The organism is Chloroflexota bacterium, from assembly GCA_020161265.1.
Classification (GTDB): Bacteria; Chloroflexota; Chloroflexia; order Chloroflexales; family Herpetosiphonaceae; genus Herpetosiphon.
This window is the reverse complement of record JAIUOC010000003.1, coordinates 538,964-560,091: the sequence shown is the minus strand read 5'-3', so window position 1 is coordinate 560,091 and position 21,128 is coordinate 538,964. Positions and strand designations below refer to the sequence as shown.

Annotated in this window: 17 protein-coding genes and 1 riboswitch; all 17 genes read right to left on the bottom strand. The window is 51.7% G+C overall.

The features are described 5' to 3' along the window. Positions 1-59: 59 nt before the first annotated feature. Positions 60-1,340: a homocysteine synthase gene (locus LCH85_09755; protein ID MCA0352270.1), complete on the bottom strand. Its 1,281-nt coding sequence runs from the start codon at positions 1,338-1,340 to the stop codon at positions 60-62. 149 nt (positions 1,341-1,489) lie between these two features. After that, a riboswitch (SAM riboswitch) is annotated at positions 1,490-1,597 on the bottom strand. A 153-nt stretch (positions 1,598-1,750) separates the two neighbouring features. Next, positions 1,751-2,461, bottom strand: coding sequence for an ABC transporter permease (locus LCH85_09750; GenBank protein ID MCA0352269.1), 711 nt, complete (start codon positions 2,459-2,461; stop codon positions 1,751-1,753). Between the two features lie 23 nt (positions 2,462-2,484). Beyond that, the gene (locus LCH85_09745; protein ID MCA0352268.1) at positions 2,485-3,255 is read right to left on the bottom strand and encodes an ABC transporter ATP-binding protein; all 771 of its coding nucleotides are present in this window, start codon (positions 3,253-3,255) and stop codon (positions 2,485-2,487) included. 96 nt (positions 3,256-3,351) lie between these two features. Further along, positions 3,352-4,374, bottom strand: coding sequence for a thiopeptide-type bacteriocin biosynthesis protein (locus LCH85_09740; GenBank protein MCA0352267.1), 1,023 nt, complete (start codon positions 4,372-4,374; stop codon positions 3,352-3,354). Between the two features lie 30 nt (positions 4,375-4,404). After that, positions 4,405-5,403 carry a hypothetical protein gene (locus LCH85_09735; protein ID MCA0352266.1) on the bottom strand — a complete coding sequence of 333 codons (999 nt, stop codon included), beginning with the start codon at positions 5,401-5,403 and terminating at the stop codon, positions 4,405-4,407. Beyond that, positions 5,400-8,087, bottom strand: coding sequence for a lantibiotic dehydratase family protein (locus LCH85_09730; protein MCA0352265.1), 2,688 nt, complete (start codon positions 8,085-8,087; stop codon positions 5,400-5,402). Before LCH85_09730 ends, LCH85_09735 begins: the two co-directional genes overlap by 4 nt. A gap of 11 nt (positions 8,088-8,098) precedes the next feature. Continuing rightward, positions 8,099-9,295 carry a hypothetical protein gene (locus tag LCH85_09725; protein ID MCA0352264.1) on the bottom strand — a complete coding sequence of 399 codons (1,197 nt, stop codon included), beginning with the start codon at positions 9,293-9,295 and terminating at the stop codon, positions 8,099-8,101. After that, complete coding sequence (locus LCH85_09720; protein MCA0352263.1) at positions 9,288-10,010, bottom strand: nitroreductase family protein; 723 nt, start codon at positions 10,008-10,010, stop codon at positions 9,288-9,290. Before LCH85_09720 ends, LCH85_09725 begins: the two co-directional genes overlap by 8 nt. After that, positions 10,007-11,839, bottom strand: a complete 1,833-nt coding sequence (locus LCH85_09715; GenBank protein MCA0352262.1) for a nitroreductase family protein — start codon at positions 11,837-11,839, stop codon at positions 10,007-10,009. The genes LCH85_09720 and LCH85_09715 overlap by 4 nt, the downstream gene beginning before the upstream one ends. Next, positions 11,836-12,654, bottom strand: coding sequence for a TOMM precursor leader peptide-binding protein (locus LCH85_09710; protein ID MCA0352261.1), 819 nt, complete (start codon positions 12,652-12,654; stop codon positions 11,836-11,838). Before LCH85_09710 ends, LCH85_09715 begins: the two co-directional genes overlap by 4 nt. A gap of 17 nt (positions 12,655-12,671) precedes the next feature. Further along, a complete protein-coding gene (locus LCH85_09705; protein ID MCA0352260.1) occupies positions 12,672-13,985 on the bottom strand; it encodes a YcaO-like family protein in 1,314 nt (437 codons plus the stop codon). A 2-nt stretch (positions 13,986-13,987) separates the two neighbouring features. After that, complete coding sequence (locus LCH85_09700) at positions 13,988-14,518, bottom strand: hypothetical protein (GenBank protein ID MCA0352259.1); 531 nt, start codon at positions 14,516-14,518, stop codon at positions 13,988-13,990. A 152-nt stretch (positions 14,519-14,670) separates the two neighbouring features. Further along, complete coding sequence (locus LCH85_09695) at positions 14,671-14,859, bottom strand: thiocillin family RiPP (protein ID MCA0352258.1); 189 nt, start codon at positions 14,857-14,859, stop codon at positions 14,671-14,673. A gap of 38 nt (positions 14,860-14,897) precedes the next feature. Continuing rightward, positions 14,898-15,086: a thiocillin family RiPP gene (locus LCH85_09690; protein MCA0352257.1), complete on the bottom strand. Its 189-nt coding sequence runs from the start codon at positions 15,084-15,086 to the stop codon at positions 14,898-14,900. A gap of 36 nt (positions 15,087-15,122) precedes the next feature. Continuing rightward, positions 15,123-15,311, bottom strand: coding sequence for a thiocillin family RiPP (locus LCH85_09685; protein MCA0352256.1), 189 nt, complete (start codon positions 15,309-15,311; stop codon positions 15,123-15,125). Between the two features lie 198 nt (positions 15,312-15,509). Then, the gene (locus tag LCH85_09680) at positions 15,510-18,662 is read right to left on the bottom strand and encodes a hypothetical protein (protein MCA0352255.1); all 3,153 of its coding nucleotides are present in this window, start codon (positions 18,660-18,662) and stop codon (positions 15,510-15,512) included. Positions 18,663-18,684: 22 nt separating this feature from the next. Beyond that, on the bottom strand, positions 18,685-21,126 hold the full coding sequence (locus tag LCH85_09675) for an FtsX-like permease family protein (protein ID MCA0352254.1): 2,442 nt from the start codon (positions 21,124-21,126) through the stop codon (positions 18,685-18,687). Between the last annotated feature and the right edge of the window lie 2 nt (positions 21,127-21,128).

The window sequence follows — 21,128 nt, the reverse complement described above, 5'->3', positions numbered from 1 at the left end:
GGTCGCAACTCCCTGACATGCAGCAGTGTCAACACACTCTCACTGCTGGCACTAAGCGATTAAGCAAGGGCTTGTTCCAAATCGGCGAGAATATCGTCGATAGCTTCCGTACCCACTGACAAACGAACGTAATCGGCGGTCACACCCGTTGCCAAGCGTTCTTCATCGGTCAATTGTTGGTGAGTCGTGGTCGCTGGGTGAATTGCCAACGACTTCGAGTCGCCAATGTTGGCCAAGTGCGAGAACAATTGCAACTTATCGATAAAGCTCCGACCAGCAGCCAAACCACCTTTAAGCCCAAAGCCAACCAAGGCACCAGCACCCTTGGGAAGATACTTTTGCGCCAATTCGTATGATGGGTGGCCGGGCAAGCCTGGGTAGTTGACCCATTCGACATTCTTATGTTCAGTTAAGAACTTGGCAACAGCCGCAGCGTTTTGAACGTGGCGTTCCAAGCGCAGGTGCAGAGTTTCTAAGCCTTGCAACAACAAGAACGAGTTGAATGGGCTGAGACATGAACCAAAGTCGCGCAACAATTGCACCCGAGCTTTGAGAATGTAGGCTGGTGCGCCCAAATCAGCAAAGCGCAAGCCGTGATACGATTGATCAGGCGTGGTGTATTGGGTGAAGCGACCGCTGGCAGCCCAATCGAACTTGCCTGCATCAACAATCACCCCACCAATCGTCGTGCCGTGGCCACCAATAAATTTGGTTGCTGAGTGCACAACGATGTCTGCACCGTGCTCGATTGGCCGCAACAAGAATGGAGTTGCAGCAGTGTTATCGACAATCAACGGCACGCCAACTTCATGGGCAATTTGGGCAATCTTTTCAAAATCAGGGATTTGCAACTTGGGATTGCCAATGCTTTCCAAGTAGAAAGCTTTGGTGCGTTCGTCTACCGCAGCGCGGAAGTTTTCTGGGTCGCTAGCATCGACGAAGCGGGTTTGCACGCCCCAACGTGGCAAGGTGTGATGGAATAAGTTGTAAGTGCCACCATACAAGTTGGTTGCTGAAACGATGTTATCGCCAGCTTCAGCGACGTTCAAAATCGCAAAGGTTTCAGCGGCTTGGCCTGATGAAAGTGCCAAAGCGCCAATCCCACCTTCGAGCAAAGCCAAGCGTTGCTCAAACACATCGTTGGTGGGATTCATAATCCGCGTATAAATGTTACCAGGCTCGGCCAATGAGAACAACGCCGCAGCATGGTCGGTATCCCGAAAGGCATACGAGGTGGTTTGGTAAATTGGCACAGCCCGCGAACCAGTGGTTGGATCGGGTTTTTGACCACCATGGAGCGCTAAGGTTTCGAATCGGTTGAATTTCACTTCGTCAGCCATGATCAGGACTCCTTGTATATAATCTTCGAATGCTACGGTTGTTCCGATTCGCGCCATTGCGATAGGCTTCAGTGCCTACGAACCAAAAAACCTCTCATCAGTTGATGAGAGGCTGTAAGTAACCATCGAAAGATAGGTTTGTGCGCCGCCCCTCATCTTCCAGAATGATTCTGTCGGACTTAGCACCAGTCCAAGCATTGCTGCCTGCGGTTGCCGGGGTTTCATAGGGCCGATCCCTCCACCCCTCTGGATGAGTTACGCAAGTGATATTTATTTGTATGCGCTATTTATAACATAGTTAAACAGAATTGTCAAGAATCAATTTCAAGTTACTTAACAATCTTGCTAAACAACTAAAAACCCACCCCTAGCTGATTAGCATAAGAATGGGTTTAGGGCTTGCTAATGGTCTATTCCCAGCGAAATAATTTGGTTGCCGAGCCAAGGCTGACCACAGTTAACAAGGCCAATACAGCCAAACTTGGCCAAATATTAAAACTTAATCCCAACCAATTTGCTTCGATTAATTGCACCAAATGGCGTGCAGGCACCCAAGCGCCAATTTGTTGAAGCAGGCCCGATTGGTTGGTTGTGCTCGAAACCAGCACCACCGCCATCGCTCCAAACACCAAAATGCTAACAACTTGGATACTGCGGGTATTGCGAATACGACTGCCAAGCAAAGCGCCCAAGGCCGAAAAGGCGATTGCCCCAACTAAAAAGCTGGCAATCAAGCCAAGTGGGTTGGCAGGCAACGGCAATTTTAAAACTACTACACTGAGGATTAAAACAACCAAGCCGCCTAGTAATACCAACAACAAGCCAACCAAGGCTTGAGCTAACAAATAGCGTAGCGGCGAGATTGGGGTGATTTGCAAGCGCCGCAACATACCACGCTCCCGATAATTCACCAAGCTCATCGGAAACGCCATAATCCCAAAAATCATCGGGCCAAACGCCAACATCATCAAGGCATTGGCGGTTTGGCTCGGTCCAGCGGGCATTTGTAACCCCAAAACCAAGGCCATCACCGCTGGAAAAAACACAATAAAGCTAAGGTTGGTCAGATCACGCCCCATCAAGCGCAATTCAGTTCGTACAATTTGCCAAAAAGCGTGCATACTTCCTCCTGAATTAAGGGCGATTAATGGGCTGGCTGGCCGATCAAGCGTAAAAAGACATCTTCAAAGGTTACTCGTTCGGGGTGCGGCAGGTCGCGGCTGGGCACTGGTTGTTGGCGCAAATCATGTTGATAAGCCGCAATCATGCGATCTGGCGTATCCAGCGCAATCACGGTGCCTTGATCGATTACCGCAATTCGGTCGCATAAACGCTCAACTTCTTCCATAAAGTGGGTGACCAAAACTACGGTTTTGCCACGTTTGCGCACATCTTGAATTAAATTCCAGGTAATCCGCCGCGCCTGTGGGTCAAGACCAGTCGTCAATTCATCGAGAAACACAATTTCGGGGTCGTGGATCAGGCTAAGCGCAATAAATAAGCGTTGCTTTTGGCCACCAGAGAGATTAGCAAAGGCGGTTTTGGCTTGCTCGGCCAAGCCCCATTCCTCAATCACTTTTTGCCAAGGCCGCGCTTGGGGATAAAACGAGCCAAACAGTTGCAATGCTTCGGCCACCGTCAGGCGATCCGGTAAGGTTGCTTGTTGCAGTTGCACGCCAATTTTGCTGCGAATATATGGGCCATGCTGCTTCAAATCGCGACCCAAAAGCTGAATCGTGCCAGCAGTTGCCGGACGTAGGCCAATAATACATTCCACCGATGACGTTTTTCCGGCCCCGTTCGGGCCAACAATCCCAAAAATCTCCCCAGCCTCAACACTGAATGAAACATCTTTGACTGCTTTATGATTGCCATAGTGTTTTTGCAGATGTTCTACGACCAATACTGGAGCCATCGCTTCCTCCTTCAATAGGGTATTCAGCTAGCTCAATTAAACAATTTAGCCTCCCGGAAAACGAGAGGCTAAGCGATACTAAAAGCGATATAGGTTCTAGCGTGGCTCCAAAATCAACGGCACACTGGTTGGCGCAATATCGAGTTCAGCAATTTGCACACGATACAGCATATACAGCAATTGCAGCTCTTGCATAATGCTCAAGCCCAAGCGATTTTGCACCAAATGCAGATAATTGGGCACAAAGAGCAAGCCAGTCAGTGGATATTCGGCCAAAATGGCTGGCAGTTCAGCCTGATAGCGCTGAAAATGCGCTGTTACGCTCGATTGGAGTTGTTGCTTGGCCTCTGCTAGCTGCAAATCAGCAAAATGGCTGCGCAGATGTTCGCGCCAATCAGCAAATAATGGATACTGTTGGTTGTGGCGCAAGCTGCCCAAACGCTGGCGAATTACCGGTGCTTGGCGCTCGTAATGTTGCTCCAAGCCTTGAATAAAGACTGCCCGATCACCCACCACTTGGGCAATCCAATAATCGAGGTAGCTGCGCACAATCAAGGCTTGGACATACGGATCAGGGCTAAATTGCTCCAGCAGATCGTGCACTAATTCAAGCACCCAAAACGAGCGAGCCACGCCACTAGCTGCACTGGCCTGCAATACCCGCAGGCAAATCGCACTGGAATAGGCAAAATGCTGTTCGGCCAAAGCCATGCCCAGCGTGCCAGCATACTTGGCATATTCTGGCTCGTAGGTCAGATCGCGCAGGTAGCCTGCTGCATACAGTTCATCAATTGCCCGTGGCGTTTGCGCCAAACCGACAGTCGCCGCATGCTCTTGAAAAAAGCGCAACAACTCGGCATCCAGCAACGGATCAATCGTGGTTGTGCGCTGTTCGGGCGGGCTTTGGTAGCGCAACCGCACATGATAGCCGCCCTCGCCGTAGCGAATAAAAAACCAGCGATCGATATGTGGCTGCAAGCTGCCGTGCTCACCAAAGGTTTTTTCCCAATCGAGCAGCATTCGATCGCAGACCTGGCGCAGATCAGGCTTGGTTGGGGTCGGCGTATTCGGTGGTTGTAGAAATACTTGGCGATAGTGCCATTGGCTTGGATTCGGCATTAGATTCCCCTTTCCAGCGCAAATTTCAGCTTAATATTGGTTCACCAGCAGTTGTTGCAGCGTTTGATCAGGTTGTTGTTGGCGCTGGCGTTCCAACGAGAGCAACAAACTACACAAATGCGCTTCCTCGGCGATGCTCACGCTCAGGCGGTTATGGGTCAGATGAAACAGCGATGAAAGTGCAGCGTAGCTCGAACGAGCCAATTCTTGTTGTTGATTGCGCTTGATCACTGGCCCAGCATAGCGTTGTAAACCCGCCAACCCATTCTGCACCACTTCATGTAACGCTTCGGGCAATAAACTTAGACGTTGGGCCAAAGGCTGTTGATGAAACCGCCAATGGCGTTCGAGCGATTGGGACACCAACGCATCCGATTGCAGAATAAACTCAACTGGAAATTCAAAATAATCAACCCACGTTTGGCGCAAGCGCTCAAGCAGTTGGCTAATTTCGTAGCTTTGCAAAAATCCAGCGTGCAACAGTTCATCCAAAAAGATCCGAATGAAGATTTTGCGAGACACCAAATCTGTTGTATGCGGAATTACATCGAGCGTCGCCCGAGCAATCACGGTTTGCAGTGCATAGTAGTGCTGCAAATCTTCCAGCGAATCGTGATCCCGCCCAATCGCGAGATCATGGCTGATTTCAAGCTGAATTGTGCCAGGCTGCGCCAAGGCTTGAACATCGGTATCCAGCCCCAATTTGCGATTGAGAATCGCGGCCTGCGCCGAAAGTGGCTGCGCATCGCCACACAAATCAGGATTTTGGGCAAAATAGGCCGTAAAGCGCTCACGAATCAACGGAATCGCAAACTCGCGCAAAACGTGCTCCTCAGCAAAACAGGCGATGCGCAGCTGGTAGCCGCCTTCAGCAAAGCGCAACCAGGTAATCAACTCAATCTGTTCGTGCAATCGATCGAACAGCGGAGTCCATGCTTCAGCAATCAATCGATCAGCTCTCGGATCGTATGGCTCGCTGATATTCTGCGGGCTATAGTAGATTTTGCCATTCAGCACTGCCAAACTCATACGCTGCCTCCCCGATTAAACTCAACCTGAAATTCAATCACATAGGGTTCTTGATCAAGATCAAACCACTGCTGCTGCGGGCTGGGCAGCATTTCTTCGAGGGTCAAGCTAACCTGATCATCAGCAATCACATGGCGCAACATCTGAATGCTGAAATAATTTTCGAAATCAAGCGCCAACGGTTTGTGGTTGGTCCACATATTGAGATGTTTGCTGCTGAGTGGCCGTTGGATGCGGACAAACACTTCACTCGGCAGGCCTGCTTGTTCCGCCCAGCTATACCAATTGAAAAAGCTCATAAATTCGTCGTTGGCGACGCTGCTCGGAATTGCGGTGGTTGGCACATTCCAGCTTTCGCGTTGCAACACCAAACGGCCAATCCGCAAGCGCGGCGTATGGCTAATGGTATTAGTTGGTTGCTTGCGCGAAACCAAGGTTTGCTCACGCGGTCGCAATTGCTCCATGTGATAGCTGCTTGGGCTGAGTTGGGCCAGCACTCGTTGCAAAATTGGCAGCGAAACCATATGCAAAAAGCCCATATACAAGGGCAAAAGCTCTTGTTGGCTACCATCAGTGTGGCGGCGATAAACTCGTAATTGATCAGCAACCGGATCGTGGGCAAGGCGCAAATCGCCAACGCCATGCTGAATCGCTTGCGAACGATAGCTTGGTTCGTCGGGTGGCACAATCACATTTGCCGTAAATGGCACATGCACTTGGGCATTATGTTCGAGCACCGAAACGATTTCGGCTGGCTGGGCCTGAGCATCGCTATGCAATGGCTGCCATGCCGATTGCACATAGGTTTGCCAGCTTGGCTCAGGCAATAAGCTCAAATAGCGCGTCAAGAAGCGCCCAAAGCCCGGCAAGGTGTAATTCAACACCACCAAATAATCGCCTTGCTTAAGCGCTGTTTGGCTACTGGCGGCCACCTGAAATTGAATACTCGTTGAGCCATAGTGATTATGTTGACCAAAATCGGCGGCAAGCTGCCAAAATACCTGGGGATCAAGCACACATTCACGGGCTTCGCGCTCAGCATCAAGCGCTTGGTGCAAAAACTGGCCATAACGGCGTTGGCGTTGCTGAATAGCGTTAATCCGTGGCATTGGCAGCTCGCTAGAATTGGCCGAGAGCCGATTATATTCAGGCGCAAAGCCTAGAATGGTGTCGGTTTGGCCGCCTTCGCCAAAGGCATGGGTGAAAATATCGAGCAGCCAACTTTGGGCTGGGCCACGCCCGTCGCGCTGAAAACCACACTCCAAAACTGGAGCCAAATCGCTGGCTAAGCTTGCCAATAATGGCTGACCCAAATGCACCGCTACGTCATCCCAAACTACATCTTCAACAATCAGCTGGCCAAGTTGGCTGCTGGTTTGCTTCAATTCGGGCGCAAAAGCCAAGATCTGATCGACGATTTGGCGCATATGTTGTTCAAACTGCCAACGTTGAGCAACCGTTGCCTGGGCATAGTTTTGAGCCGATTCAGCCAAAAGTTGTAATAATTCACGAATTTGCCCAGCCTCAGCCGAGGGAACATCGGCCAATTGCTCAATTAATGCCAGCACTGGGTCACGATAATCTGAGGGCAAATCCAAATTGTAAAAGAGCAAGCCGCTAGCGAGCAATTGATTGATCGTCTGGGCAAGTTTGGCGGAGCTTAGCTCAGGATGTTGGGTTTGCAAAAGCTCCAACAATTCGGCGTAGCTCAATTGCTGGTGGTCAGTAAAGACTGCCAACACACTATCGAGCAAGGGCGAACGTTTACCACGGCGTTGCCATGAAGCAAAATATTGGTTGGGGTCATCAAGCTGTTGGCGCAAGCGCGAAAAAACCAAACTCTCGCCATCAACAAAGCTGCTCGGATTCAAGCGCAAGGGCAAATAAGCGTTGATTGCCGACACGCGCACCAAGGCATTACGAATTGCGCCAACCACCGAGCGCCGCAATTGGCTGACCGCCCGCGCTTGGGGCATTTGGCCTTCAATCGCAACCGGTTGAGCCAATGTTGGGTCAGCCGAGCCGAGCACCAAGGGTCCAAAATGGCTAAATGGACTGGTTTTGCCGGCCATGCGCATCAGATATTGGTAGGCTCCAACTTCGGTTTTGCGTTCGCGGCTGCGCAACTGGCTGGGATCGGCGTTGATATAGCGCGGCAAGCTGCTAGCCAAGGTTGAGCTAGCCACTTGCACCGCCTTTTGGAAGGCTGGCTGGGCATAGCTTTGTTGCAACAACCGTCGTTTGGCTTGTAATTCTTGTTCAAACACCAACCGAGCCTCGCGCCAAGCCCGTTGCAATTGCTGCAAGGTACGGCGAAAACGCAGCACCTGCCCGCGCAAGGTTGGATGATCCAGATTGCGCAAGCTGGCAACATCGCTGCGCAAGGGCAAACGGCGATTGAAAATATCGCGTTTCAGAGCCACTAAGCTGCTTTTGAGCGAACCTTGGGTTGTGCCAATTAATGTGTAGAGCACATCAACAATTGCCTGGGTATGGTTATCGAGCCAGCGTTGTTGGCGCAAAATCACTTGAAACAGGCCAATCGTGCGCTCAAACTTTAGGTTATGTAAATGGTTGTAGCTTGTTCCAGCCAAGCGTACCAAGACGGGCGAAGCGGGTTGCCAAGTTGGTTGGGCAGTTTGATCAGTGGCGATCACAATGCTTGATTGATATAAATCAGTCATGGCCATGCTCCTTATAGCGCTGCGGCGTACATTCGCAGAATCGTGAAGCCATAGCTGGCAAAATGAAAGCCGATGTTGAACATAAAGAAAACCGTCCAGAGCAATGAAACTAAGGCATACATGTTATAGGCCCATTGCCAACGCCCTGATTGTTGCTCACTCAGCGGGTCGATAATTGGCGCAGCGCCAAACCAACCGCGTATGTTGTTGACGATGTTGCGCACGGTGCGGCGGCGCAAATTGGGCTGCTCCAGTAAATTGGTAATAATCCAATAGCCATCCATCCGCGAAACAAATGGATTGAGGTTGATCAAACAGAGCAAAGCTGGAATGCCGCTATAGGCAAAGGCAATTTCATAGGCCAAACTATCGCGTGGCAAAAGCCAGAGCAAACTAGCAACAACCCCAAACCACAGCGCATCAACCAAGGGGCCAGCCGCCGCCACCGAAGCTCGCCGATATTTGCTCGGCACGCGGTAAATATCGCTGGTATCGGTGAAGAAAATCGGAATAAACCACCAGAGCAAGCCCATCCCAAAGCCCGCTGGTTTGGCTCCGGCCATACGACAAGCCACAGCGTGGGCCAATTCGTGAGTCGCAATCTCAACCATAAATAGCCCAAAGAGCCAGAAAATCAGGTGCTTGCTGGCATCGGGGTGGGCTAACATCAAGGGCGAAACCAACATCACGCCTTTGGTCACAATGTAGGCCAAGCCCACACCCAACAAACCAAGCATCAACAGCCAAGTAACTGGATTCCACCACCAGCGCTGCCAAGCCACAATCCGTTCAATAAAACTATCGCCGCGAATCAGCGTCCAATAGAAACCACTGCGACGGCCCAAACGTGGGGCATCTTCTGAATCAGGGGTTGTGTTGGCCCAGGTTTCATGGACTAATAAACGGTGACGAGCACATAAATCGCAAAAATGGCGAATCTTTTCAATGCTGACCTCAATGCCATAGCGTTGTTGCATTTCGGTTTGTAGCTGCTCGATTGAGCGCTGGCCATTCAGCAATTCCAAAATGCGCACGCCAACCACATTGGTGCGCATAAACGACGGCGAAGCTGGGCGGCCAACCACATATTGGTTGGTTTGCTGTTGGCTAAATGGCGAAACTTGCACATCATCAACAACTTGCGGGCGATAGTCGGTGCTGGCCTCAAGCGCAGCAAAATCATTCAGCGTTAAAGCGGGGTTAGTCATGAGTTTGCTCCTTGTGAGGATAGCCAGCAGCAAAACCGATTAAGACCTGGGTTTGATAATCATCAAAGCCGAGCCAACGGGCTAATTGACCTTGAATCACGCTGCCAGTAGCACAACCGATCATGCCGACACGCTGGGCTGCAACATATAAACGCTGCAAATGTGCGCCAGCATCAAGCAAGGCCTGACGATAGCCACGATCACCAGCTTGGTTGATCGCGCTGGGCAGCGAAGTCAGCACTAATACAATCAATGGTGCTTGTAAAAATTCACGTTGAAAGCAATAGCGTTGCAATGGCTCTAGCGGATCGGCAGTGCGTAACACGGCCAATTGATGGGCAGCGGGGTTATAAACATAGCCACCCAAGGCCAAATCGTCGGATTTCAACACCAACGACGCAAGCAGGCTCAAGGGCTTGCTTACTGGGTTGAGCGGGCGGCTGGCATGCTCCAAAAAAGTCGCCAAATCAGCCAAATTCACTGGACGATCAGCGTATTCGCGCAAACTTTGACGTTGATTAATCAGTTGTTGATAGTTCAAATGGGTTGGATAGGCCGCTGGCAAAGCGATTTTGGCCTTGGCTTCAAACAAACTTGACCACCATGAGTTAGCAAGCTGATCCAGCTCAGGCAGCGCGTTGCCCCGTTGTAGGCTGGTCCATTCGTGAATATAGGAACTGGCACTCACACCAGCACCGAAGAAATGTTCGCTCATTGCAGCACCTCAGGATTGGGCGCAACCAGCCGCAGCACCAGCAACGGGGTTTCGCTTGGGCTATAGACATGGAGCAGATCGCGCAGTTCTTGATCGTAGAAGGCGCTGATTTGCTCGATTTGCCAGCCTGCAGCAGCTGCCAAAAATTCAATTGCCTGCGCAGCAACGCCACAATCGTAGAGCGCGATGCGATACGATTTTGCACCGTATTTGCCTTCAACTCGCCCAATCGCCGCCGTCAGCACAATCAAACCCAAGGTTTGTTGATTCAGCGGATCGCTGGGGAAGGCTTTGGAGACGTCATCCCAGCTAAATTGGGGGCGAATTGCTTCCAACGAAGCGTCATGTTGGTTCAAGTGATAGATGCCAGTCGCCAAATTGCTCAGCTTGTGGTTGAGCAAATAGACGGTTTGCGAGGCTAGATTGCCGCCCGAAGGCACAAAACGTTGGCCAGCGGCGATCGCCTGGGTGGCTGGTTTGCGCACAAATGCTTGCTCAAACAGCCAAGCTAAGGGCGCAATCGTGGTTTGAACTGGTAATTGAATGCTGAGATCAACAGTTGAATCAGGCTGCCATTGGCCTTGCAATTCGCTCAGCGCATGACGTTGGCTATTGGTATAACCCTTAGCCCCGCTGACGATTGCAATCGCATTTTTTGGCGCATAATGCTGTTGATGGGCCTTGGGGAAAATCGCGTAACTACGTTCATCGGTGTTGGCGTGATACCACAGCGGCAAATTCTCGAAATGGCCCGCGCCTACCAACAGATCGCGGGGCGCATCGAGGTTGGGCTGGCCACAAACTGGGCACAACACCAAACGATGCACTGATTGAGCCACAAATTCGAGCGTCGTTGGATCAAGCAGATAACGCACGCCGCCCGTAATCACTGGACTCAAGCCCGAAATCAGGTTGCCAACCACCAAACTTGCTTGGCTCAAGGCTAACTGCTCGTTGAGGCTCAGCGGCGCGGTTGGCTCGCTTAATTGTGGTTCATGGCTATCAACTTGCTCGGCACAGGCATAACAGCCAGCTTCACCAACAAAGGTAGTCGGGCCAAGCTCAATATGCTGTGGGTGCAGCCAAAGTCGGGTAAAGCGAGTTTGCGCTTGAATCGCCCGTTGATTGAGTGCCTGGGTTAATTCAGCCTGCGCCGTGCTAGTCAGCAAACAGATCAAGCCCTCGTGATGCTCATCTAACCAATGATCAACTGCTGCAAGTAATTGATCAGCCTGCGGAACTTGAAGATCAAGCGCCAAATGTGGCAGGGCATAGGTTGTGGTTGGATCTGCATTGGCCAGCCAAGTGGCGCGGCCTAAGCCAGCTTGCGCCAATTGATGCAGCAATGGAGCAACCAAACGCTCGCCACCAATCAACAACAAAGGCGTCGCTTGCAAGCGTTGCAGCACTTCATAGCGATTGCGACAGACCCGCGTTTGGTCAACAAAGCGGCTGTAAAAAGCTAGTTGTTGACTGAATGCGCGGGCAACTTGGGGATCAAGCGTATTGCTCGGCAATGGGCCTTCTTCAAGCACCCCCTGCACATACAACAACTGCAAGGTATCGTCAATCGTTGTGGGCTTGAATTGCGCCAAGCGTTCGCCAATCGTTTCGCGGGTGTTGAGACCATTCAACAAAGGCAAGAGTTGCGGCAGCAGATTGCGCACCGCTTTGCCACGCAACACCACATCTTGCGGCCCGCCCAGCAATAACAACAGCTGTTCGTTATGCCAAACTCGGGCAATTTCATCGGAGATCCGTGGGCGGGTTGGAATTTGCACCTGCGGATCGCTCTGGAGTTGGCTGTGTAAATCAATTGCCTGGGTCATAGTGCCACCTCGCGGGCTTGCAAGCTTAATTTGGACACCACCTGAGCTAATTGATCATGGCCAATCCAAGTAGTATTTTGCTGGCCACCACAGGCTGAACAGTTTTCAAATGGCTCAACATGATTGCGGCTCACGCCAAGATTGAATGTATCCCATTGAACTTCGCGGCCTAGCGCCAACGGTGGTTGTTGACCAAGCAATAAGCGCTCGATTTCGGCCAAGCCATAGCTAGCAGCCAATTGATTGAGCGCCGCCAGCGAGGGCTGAAACAAGGCTTGTTGTTGCCGCCGCAAAAAGCCATCCCGCGCCTGCCAGACATCGTTGCGGGTTTCGCACGAGCGTAATCGCGCTTGATAACAGGCATAACAGGCGGTGTGATTGGGCAAAATCGTCGGCCCTAGGGTAATTTGTGCGCCCCACAGACTGAGCGCAGTCCATGGCGTGGCAGCCCGTAAACTGGCTTGATTCAAGGCTTCGGCCACCGCCGGATAAGGCCGCTGAGTGATTAATGCTGCGGCGTGATAGCGACTGAGCAGCAAGCCCAAGCCACCAGCAGCGAAAGGTCGCGCTAGCAACTGAATTGGAAACGTACTGGTCAATTCGCGAATCTGTTGTGAAATTGGGCCATGATCGGCGCTGGATAAGGCGGCGACGGTCACCTGGGCTAAGGGTAGTTGCCCCAAGCGAGCCAAGAGTGCCTGCGCCATCACTGCGTCGGTCACCAAGAGCAAACGAGCTGAACGATTTTCGTGTAAACCTTGGGCAAACAGCCATTGCTGATGGGTTGCCACAAGAGTTGAATAAAGTTGATCCATCGGGCAATCCTTTCAAACTAGGCAAATGGCTGAGGCCAATGGTTTAATTCAGCTTCGGCCAAAACGGGGTAGCCCATGCGCTCCGGCACGCTATACAAGCGCGGCGTAGCCAAAAAGCGAGCATTATAGTTACAACTGAAGGGCATCAATTGTGGCGCAACCACTTTGATCGTATACAAACCAACTTCGCGCAAGGCTGGCAAGGTCAAATCGACCACAATCAGTTCCAGCCCAGCCCGCCGAAAAATATCGATCAAGCGCTGGGCTTCGACCGCTGGATCAGGATGATCGAGCCGTGGCAGTTGGTCGAGCGTGCGCCAGCGAGTTTGCTCAAACAAGAAATCAAAGGCTGGAGCGGTGGCCGCATCGGCATAGTAGGCAGCGCCATCACTCAAGCGCATAAAGGTGCGATAATCGGCAGGATCAAAGGGCAACGGTTGGCTCAACGAATGCTCGATACCAATCCGCGAGGCCGCCGATTCGTCGAGCACTTTGCTGGGCAAGGCCAATGGATTGGTACGCGTGGCCGACATTACCATTGTGCGCAACCGACCATGGGGCGCAACTTGGACTGCATAGATCGTCGCAACGCCTAAATCAGTGGTTGCATCAAAAAAATAGCTCTGAATTTGAGCCGCTTCGACCCGACTCAAGCGTTCTTGGAAGGCTGGGTCAGGAAATTCGCGCAAATCAACTTGGGGCAAGGCCAATTTTTGCCACCAGGCAATACTCAAGGCATCGCGTTCGATCGCCTCGCCAATGCCAGTTACAATTGCTTGTTCGTAGCTGGCTGCCAGCGCCGTGCCAGTTGAAATCGAGGTAGTAAAGGTTTCGCCAGCATATTCAGGCTGCATCCCAACATAGACTCCAATCGCTGGAACATACATCGGCTGGCCTGAAATTAGCGAATAGCCTTCGACCCAGCGCATGGGTTGGCGGTTGCTCGGCGGGGTGGTTGGGTTAGCAGGGTTGCGATATTCAGCATCGGAGCAGCGGGGAAATAACTCCATATCAACTGCTTCGATACCCAACTCTTGACGGGTCGCCACAATAAAGTTTTGATGCGCATGCTTGACATTGCAATAACGTTCGAGGGCTTCACAATAAGATTTCGCCTTAGCCCATTCCCGTTCCAAAAATACACCCGTGCCCGCTGGAGCCTCGGTCATAGCTAGCTCGGCACAATGAATGTTGGTGCTATAGACTGGAATTGCAGGATTACCAGGCGTGCGTGGTAGTTCGGTTGCAGTGCCCAAGATTCCGGTTCGCGGATTCACCAACGGCGCAACCCGCGTCAAAATGTCATCAATTGATAAAAACGTCTTTGACATGATTACACTCCGTTATCCGATGGTTGATGAAGTTGCTGTAGGGAATCGATTGGGTAGTTGCGGAAGGACGAGCAGCGCAAACATAATGGGTCACGCGGCAAACGACCTAATTGACTGGTTCCATCAGCCCGAATCACCAGGATGCGGGCGGCGAGCTGTGGCAATTGATTGGTGAGCCAACGGGCAGCAGTTTGCCAAGCTGGCAGCGCCATCAGATAATCGCTGGTTGCGGGAGTGGGAAAAAGAGCGTTATACCGTTGAAAACAATCAACACAGCAATAATCATCAGCGCCAAACAATGGCCCAAGCCGTAGCGTATGCACCAATGGCTGAAGCACTACCACCGGCAATGGAGTGGACGTGACGAACGAGATTAAGCGATCGGTTTCCTCAACCTGGTTGGTGCAAATCCATAACCAGCTGGCGGGGCGTTGCGCGGTGGCTTTGTGCTGAAGGGATACACCCAAATCGGCTAGTTGTTCGAAGAGTGCGGCGTTTGAGGTTGAAGCATTCGCGAGCAAAAATCCATCCATCGTCATACTCCATTTAATCAGTCAAGGCTCCAGACCCTTGCGGTAGCCGGAGCCTGTGCTGTGTAGTCATACTTCCACCATGTAGGCGTAGTGCTGGGGGAAGGTGCAAGCAGCAGAAGCAGTTTCCTGCTGCCTGGCTCCCTTACACCACACTACTGAATTTCAGCCTCAGCCGTGCAGAAACAGCTAACGGTACAAATTGAACCTGAAGTACTCAATGAACCCAACGATGATAAACAGCTGGCGGCAGCGTTGCTAATGTGCTCTTCTAGTTCATCGGCAAATAAATCAGCATCATCAGCGGTCACTTCAGCAGCCAACAAGTTCTTTACGTCTGTCATTAATGCATTCCTCACAAAGTAGCTAAGAGAGAGCCAGGTTATTTTTCAGCGACACCAGCGGTACAGAAGGTGCTGACGGTACAAATCGTGCCTGAGGTGCTGAGTGAACCTAACGATGAAACACAGGCGGCAGCGGCGTTGCTTACGTGCTCTTCCAATTCATCAGCGAACAATTCGGTTTCAGCGGCGGTCACTTCAGCGTCGATCAAGTTTTTTACATCTGACATAAGTAAAATCCTCGCTAACTAAGAAGACAATTCAATTTATTGGGCTTCGATGGCGGCGGTGCAGAAGGTGCTGACGGTACAAATCGTGCCTGAGGTGCTGAGTGAACCTAACGATGAAACACAGGCAGCGGCGGCATTGGTTACATGCTCTTCCAATTCATCAGCGAACAATTCGGTTTCGGCGGCGGTCACTTCAGCATCGATCAAATTCTTTACATCTGCCATGGGGTGGTACTCCTGTTAGACTAAGCAATTGTGAGTGTGTCAGCTGTGGGTGCGCACCTCGTTGTTGACAGGGCTATTACACCATATCGCCATGGCGTAAACTATTGGGCCAACGATAGTTAAACCGATATAAGAGCGATATATCAGCTATCGCTCTTAGTTAAAATACATTAATTAAATGTGTAAAAAAGTGAAGTGTTATAAGGAAATACGTTCGAGGCGTTTTCGAATGCGCTCAGCAGCACTAGCATTGCCCAACATGTGGTAGATGTCGATTAGGCGCAGATAGGTTGGTTCGTGATAGGGGTCATAGCTCAACAAACGCTCAGCATAGGGAATGGCCTCAGCAGTCGGGCCATAAGCCAACAATAATTCCAAATAATCGCTGGTTGCAGCCACAAATTGGATCAAAGCTTGCTCACGCCAATCCAGCACCCATTCGGCGTAAGCAATATCGCTTAATAAATCGTCCTGATACAAGGCCAAGGCTGCTTGATAGGCTTGTAAAGCGGCAGGCATGGCTCCCTGCTGGCGTTGTTTGGCGGCAGTTTGTAGCAAGGTTTGAAATTCAGCATAATCGGTAGCGATCTGCGCTTGTGGATTTAAACGCAAGCCAGCTGCTTCACTCAACACAAAGGCCGAATTAGCGCCGCCGCTGCGTTCTGGCTCTAGCACATGCAACAGGGCATTTAAAGTAACTCGCAATGCTCCATCGGCGGCTTGCGGCGTAAGATCAGGCCAAAAGTGCTCGATCAAGGCTTCACGGCTGATAATTCTTGGGCGTTGCAGCACCAATAAGGCCAATAATTGCCGCGCCTTCTCACGCGACCACTCGTTGGGATCGACCAATTCTGCGCCACGCCAAAGTTGCAAACTACCAAAAAGTTGAATTTTCAGTGCATAGGCTGGGCGCTGGCGAATGCTGGTTAAACTGTGCTGGGCAATTTTGCGCTGCTGGGTCGAGGCTTGTTTAATCACTTCTTGCAACCGCTCAAGGCTGGCTGCCGAGCCATATAAGCCCAAAAGTTGCAAGAGCGCGGTTTGCTGTTGCGGCTGCTCGGCATACAGTTTCCAGCAAATTTCTTCTAAAGCCGCCCGATCACGCTCAGCTAAAAATTGGGCGATTCGCTGTGGCGCAATCCCCGTGCGCAAGCCCAATTCCACCAACAACGTGGTTAAACGCAGCGGCGTTGCGTTCATATGGCGGTCGCCATCGGATAAGTAATCGCGCCAAATCGTGGTCGCTTCGGCAATTAACTGCGGGCTAGGCTGAAGTTGCCAACGACTAGCCAGCTGCACCAAGCCTGCTCGCAAGCGTAAAATCGGCGATTGAGCGGCCTCGAGCAGCGGTTTGGCACGCTCCAAAGCCGCCAAGGCCCGTTGATATTCGCCACAGCAAAACCAGGCTTGCGCCAACATCAACCACATGCGTGGATCAGCTCCATACAGCGCATCATCGCGAATCAAGCCGCGTTCGCTGAGCGTTGCATCATGCTGCGCCAGCTTAATTTCGCCCAAACTAGCCCAAGCAAAGGCGCGTAGTGCAAGCAAGCGATTGCGCATAATCGAGGGCAATGGCTCATCGCTCGGCAAAAGCAATTGCTGAATCAAACGCTCAGTCGTTGGTCGATCAGCTTCCAACAAGGCCAAACCGAGTTTCGTCCCGCGCGTTTGCAAACGAGTCAAACGCACGCCATAGCGTTCGCTCAAACGGCTGGCTTGATCAGCTAAATCTTGGGCAGCAATCCGATCGTCGGGCGCGGCGCGGCTCATCAAGCAGGTTGCCAACAAATCGAGCAAACTCATGCGCATGGCTGGTTCGGCTTGAACTTGGGGGTGTTGCAACCAAACTTCGAGCCATTGAATGCCCTCGTTCGGCAAGGTCAAAATCGTGTATAAGCCACCAACAACGCAGGCTGCCACCCAACGCCAAAAGAAGGGTAATTCGCTTTGGGCTAAACTTTGGGCCGTCGCCAAGGCCTTGAGATAGCGACCACGCTTGATTTGAAACAATAACAAGGGAAATTTCAACAAATCGCGGCGTTGACGATACCAAACAAAACTTTTGAGGCTAAAACTTTCACGCGCCACCCCAATTAAGGCTTGCTCATCGCCCTGCCAAAAATAGATCAAACATTGTTCGCCAACCACCTGAAAAGCCTCGGCATAACGTTGCTCAGCCCGATAGCGTTGGGCTGCTTGAGCCAAGGTTTGGGCCGCAAGCACAGGGTCGTGTTCGCGCAAAGCCAGCCCATACAGATGCAGCAATTCGGCAATTTGGCGCTCGGCCAGCGGCAGTTGTTGGAGCCATTGCAACACTGGCTGATGTTGAGCCAACAATTGCAAACCATGGTGCTTAAGCTGCTCGGCCACCTGCGGCCACTGCCCTAAACGACACCAGACATCCAAGGCTGCCGCCAGATGCCCCTGCTGCTCGAACCATGTGGCCGCTTGGGCCAACAATTGAGTAGTTTCAGCCAACGGTTGTTGGCGCAGCACTTCCAACCAAAATGGCTCAAAGCGCCACCATTCGGCGTGATCAGGTAGTACAAACAGGTTGTAATGCCATAAACTAGCTGGGTCAGGCGCGGCCATCGCCGTCAGTACTGCTTGATTAAAAAAGGGCAAGAGCGCGGCAAATTGGGCAGTACGCCGCACCGCCTCAGGCAATTGCCCCAACACATCTTGGGCGAGAAAATCGCTGATTGTGCCTTGATAACCTGAGGGCAAGGCCCGCCACAAGCGCAAACCAGCAGGCCAGCCGTTGGTTGCTTGCCAAGCAGCTTGGCGTTGGATCGGGCTTTGAGTAGGCAATAGCTCCTGCAATTCAGCTTGGCTAAATCGCAATTCAGCGGCAGTTAATTGGCGATATTGCCCCCGCGCCGCTAAACCAGCCCAATCAAGCTGTGGCAATTGGCGGCTGCTCAAAACAAGATGCAGGTTGGTCGGCGCAAAACGAGCCAATTCATTCAACAAACGCCAAGCACTCGCCTGCAAATGTTGACAATCATCAAGCACCAAGGCAATTCGGCGCGGAGCCAAGGTTGCCCAGCAATCAAACAAATCAGCCAAACTATTGATCGGATTGATTTGAGGGAAGCGAGCTTTGGTTAGGCTGCTCAACAAACGCTGAAGCTGATCAGCCTCGGTTGGGCTATGCAGGCCATACCACAGCCAATCGCCGCCAAGCGTTTGCTGCATCCACTGGGCTAGCGCGGTGGTTTTGCCATAGCCAGCCGCCGCCACGACCATCGTCAAACGACATGTCCAACACGCCTCCAATTGAGCTTGAAGGCGTGGGCGTTGAATCAAATCATCATTCAGTTGGGGGTAATCAATTGCATATTGCACAACGATAAGTTTAGCATAAAACTTATTCGTCGCGCAGCACATGCAGCGGGCGCAGATGGGCTGGTCGCCAGGCAACACCCAATGCCGTCAACAGCGCTAGGCCAATTGCAAAAGCGAAAATCAGCAAACCTGGCAAGGCATCTAGCCCAAGCCCAGCCTTGGGTTCAAGCGTATTAATCACTGTGATCGCAAGCCAAACTGCGAGCATACCAGCGCTACCAGCAATCAAGCCGACTAAGCTATATTCCATGCTGATGCTGCGCAACAAGTGGGCAGTGCTATAGCCAACCGCCTTGAAAATGCCCATCTCGCGGCGACGTTCAAACAATGCCAAACCAACCGCATTGGCGATCAGCACCATGCCTGCCACGAACGCCAAGCCAGCCACAGCCACCACAAACAAGCCCAACGAGCGATAGATCATTTGAGTAGTGTTGTACATTTCGACTTCGTTATAGACAAAGGCTTGGGGTATCGCCTGATTAAACGTGTTGGTCGCAGTGCTCAATTGGTTAATCGGCAGATTAAGCGCATAAATCAGCGTAACAGGTTGTGCAACCAATTGCGACACAGCGTCAGGGCTAATCACAATGGCGCTCGATGCTTGGCTGCGCTGATTTTCGTAGCGACCAACCAAGCGAACGTTTAATCGACCGTTCGATCCAATCAATTCTAGCTCAGTGCCAAGCGGAATTTCGCTGAAAAACCATGTTGAAAACATCACTTGATCAGCCGCAGCCTGCCATTGGCCTTCGGTCAGTTGAATATCGCCGATTTGCGTGGCTGAGCGAGCCGAGGTTTCAAATTTCACGCCTTCAAGCTCGGGCAATGAAGTTTGTAATTTCAGCAATTGAATTGGCTCAAGCGCTGGTTGCTGCAATTGCTCGACAATTTGGGCAACCTTGGTAGACTCGCTGGGAGCAGTAATCACCCACATCGCCCGATTGAGGTTGGTATTTGGATCGGCGCGGGCATCAAGCTCTTTTTGGACCGTCAACAACGCTGCTGCCGAAAAGCCAATCGTAAACACCCCGATAGCCAAGGCGATAATTGCAAAGGCGGCCCGCTGACCATTGCGTTGCATATTGCGGCTGGCCAAACGCAGCCAATAGCCAGGCAACGGCGTTTTGGCAACCAACCACAAAATCGCTTGAAACAGCCAATTGAGCAACGCCAAGCCAAATACTGCTCCTGCGAACAAAAGCATGCCTGCAACAAACGAACCCATGCTAATGCTAGCAACCAAGGCAAACATTGCTCCCAAAGCTGCATACAACCCAACCATGGCGCGGCGGGTCGTCGGGTTAACTTCGATTGGACCAGAACGCAGCAACGAGCCAGGTCGTACCGCATTGGCTTTTACAATCGCCACCATGCCAAAGATCAAGGTTGTGGCGATGCCCAAGCCAATTGCTCCAGCCAAAATTTGCCAATCGACGACGGTTGGTAGGATGTAGGCGCTGCTACGTGCAAACAAATCGGTGAGTTGATCGCCGATTAATACGGCGGCCACCGCACCCAAGATACTGCCAATCAGCCCAAGCAACGCCGTTTCAAAGCCAAACAGCAACAACAATTGTGGGCCACGATAGCCCAAGGTTTTGAGAATGGCAATTTCGTTGCGGCGACGTGCAAGCACAACTTGCATGGTATTGGCCACGCCAATTCCGCTGACGATCAGGCCCAGCACTCCAGCGCCGCGCAAGGTCATGTTGAATAAACCAGCGGTATCCGATGGCTCGCTACTGACGGTGGCAACCGACCAACCAGCTTGCTCTAGCATGCCTACTTGAGCACCTTGCTGGCCCCAAACCACCCGCACTGAATTCAAATTGGCTTCAGGGTAAATTTCGTGGGCCGTCGCCAGGCTAAAAAATAAGCTGCCAGCGCTCTTGTTCGGCACTTGATCCACCAAACCGACCAATTTCAGGCGTTTGGGCGTTGCCCCTTGATCGACCAAAATCACCAGTTCTTGCCCAAGTTTCAGATCATGCTGAATTGCCAAAAGCTCAGTAGCCACCAAGGTATCGGGCTGGTTCAGCAACTCGCTCATGCTGGCATTGGCTGGTTGGCTCACATGCAATTCGCCCAACAACGGGTAACTTTGCGGATCAATCCCATAGCCAATATCGCCAAAAATCACATGATCGCCGCCAACAGGCTTGAGCAACCCAGGCGGAATTGCCGAATAGACCACATAGCCGCCAATCACGCCCGTTTGTTTCCATTGCTCAAGTTGGGCTTGTTGTTCGGGGCCAATCGGGCCATTGGGCCAATCGAGCATGGCATCGCCGCCAACACTAACCCGATTTTCAATAAAAATTTGATTGATCGCCGTCGATAAACTTTGCATCGAGCCAAGCGACATCACGCCAAAGGCAATACAGATAATCGCCAACAGCGTGCGCTGACCACCCAAGCGTAACGAGCGCCAAGCATAATTAAAGGTAAAGCCCAAACCCATGA

Excerpts from the sequence above, each read along its gene's own strand:
- LCH85_09755 (MCA0352270.1), bottom strand. The coding sequence starts at position 1,340 with ATGGCTGACGAAGTGAAATTCAACCGATTCGAAACCTTAGCGCTCCAT.
- LCH85_09750 (MCA0352269.1), bottom strand. The coding sequence starts at position 2,461 with ATGCACGCTTTTTGGCAAATTGTACGAACTGAATTGCGCTTGATGGGG.
- LCH85_09745 (MCA0352268.1), bottom strand. The coding sequence starts at position 3,255 with ATGGCTCCAGTATTGGTCGTAGAACATCTGCAAAAACACTATGGCAAT.
- LCH85_09740 (MCA0352267.1), bottom strand. The coding sequence starts at position 4,374 with ATGCCGAATCCAAGCCAATGGCACTATCGCCAAGTATTTCTACAACCA.
- LCH85_09735 (MCA0352266.1), bottom strand. The coding sequence starts at position 5,403 with ATGAGTTTGGCAGTGCTGAATGGCAAAATCTACTATAGCCCGCAGAAT.
- LCH85_09730 (MCA0352265.1), bottom strand. The coding sequence starts at position 8,087 with ATGACTGATTTATATCAATCAAGCATTGTGATCGCCACTGATCAAACT.
- LCH85_09725 (MCA0352264.1), bottom strand. The coding sequence starts at position 9,295 with ATGACTAACCCCGCTTTAACGCTGAATGATTTTGCTGCGCTTGAGGCC.
- LCH85_09720 (MCA0352263.1), bottom strand. The coding sequence starts at position 10,010 with ATGAGCGAACATTTCTTCGGTGCTGGTGTGAGTGCCAGTTCCTATATT.
- LCH85_09715 (MCA0352262.1), bottom strand. The coding sequence starts at position 11,839 with ATGACCCAGGCAATTGATTTACACAGCCAACTCCAGAGCGATCCGCAG.
- LCH85_09710 (MCA0352261.1), bottom strand. The coding sequence starts at position 12,654 with ATGGATCAACTTTATTCAACTCTTGTGGCAACCCATCAGCAATGGCTG.
- LCH85_09705 (MCA0352260.1), bottom strand. The coding sequence starts at position 13,985 with ATGTCAAAGACGTTTTTATCAATTGATGACATTTTGACGCGGGTTGCG.
- LCH85_09700 (MCA0352259.1), bottom strand. The coding sequence starts at position 14,518 with ATGGATGGATTTTTGCTCGCGAATGCTTCAACCTCAAACGCCGCACTC.
- LCH85_09695 (MCA0352258.1), bottom strand. The coding sequence starts at position 14,859 with ATGACAGACGTAAAGAACTTGTTGGCTGCTGAAGTGACCGCTGATGAT.
- LCH85_09690 (MCA0352257.1), bottom strand. The coding sequence starts at position 15,086 with ATGTCAGATGTAAAAAACTTGATCGACGCTGAAGTGACCGCCGCTGAA.
- LCH85_09685 (MCA0352256.1), bottom strand. The coding sequence starts at position 15,311 with ATGGCAGATGTAAAGAATTTGATCGATGCTGAAGTGACCGCCGCCGAA.
- LCH85_09675 (MCA0352254.1), bottom strand. The coding sequence starts at position 21,126 with ATGGGTTTGGGCTTTACCTTTAATTATGCTTGGCGCTCGTTACGCTTG.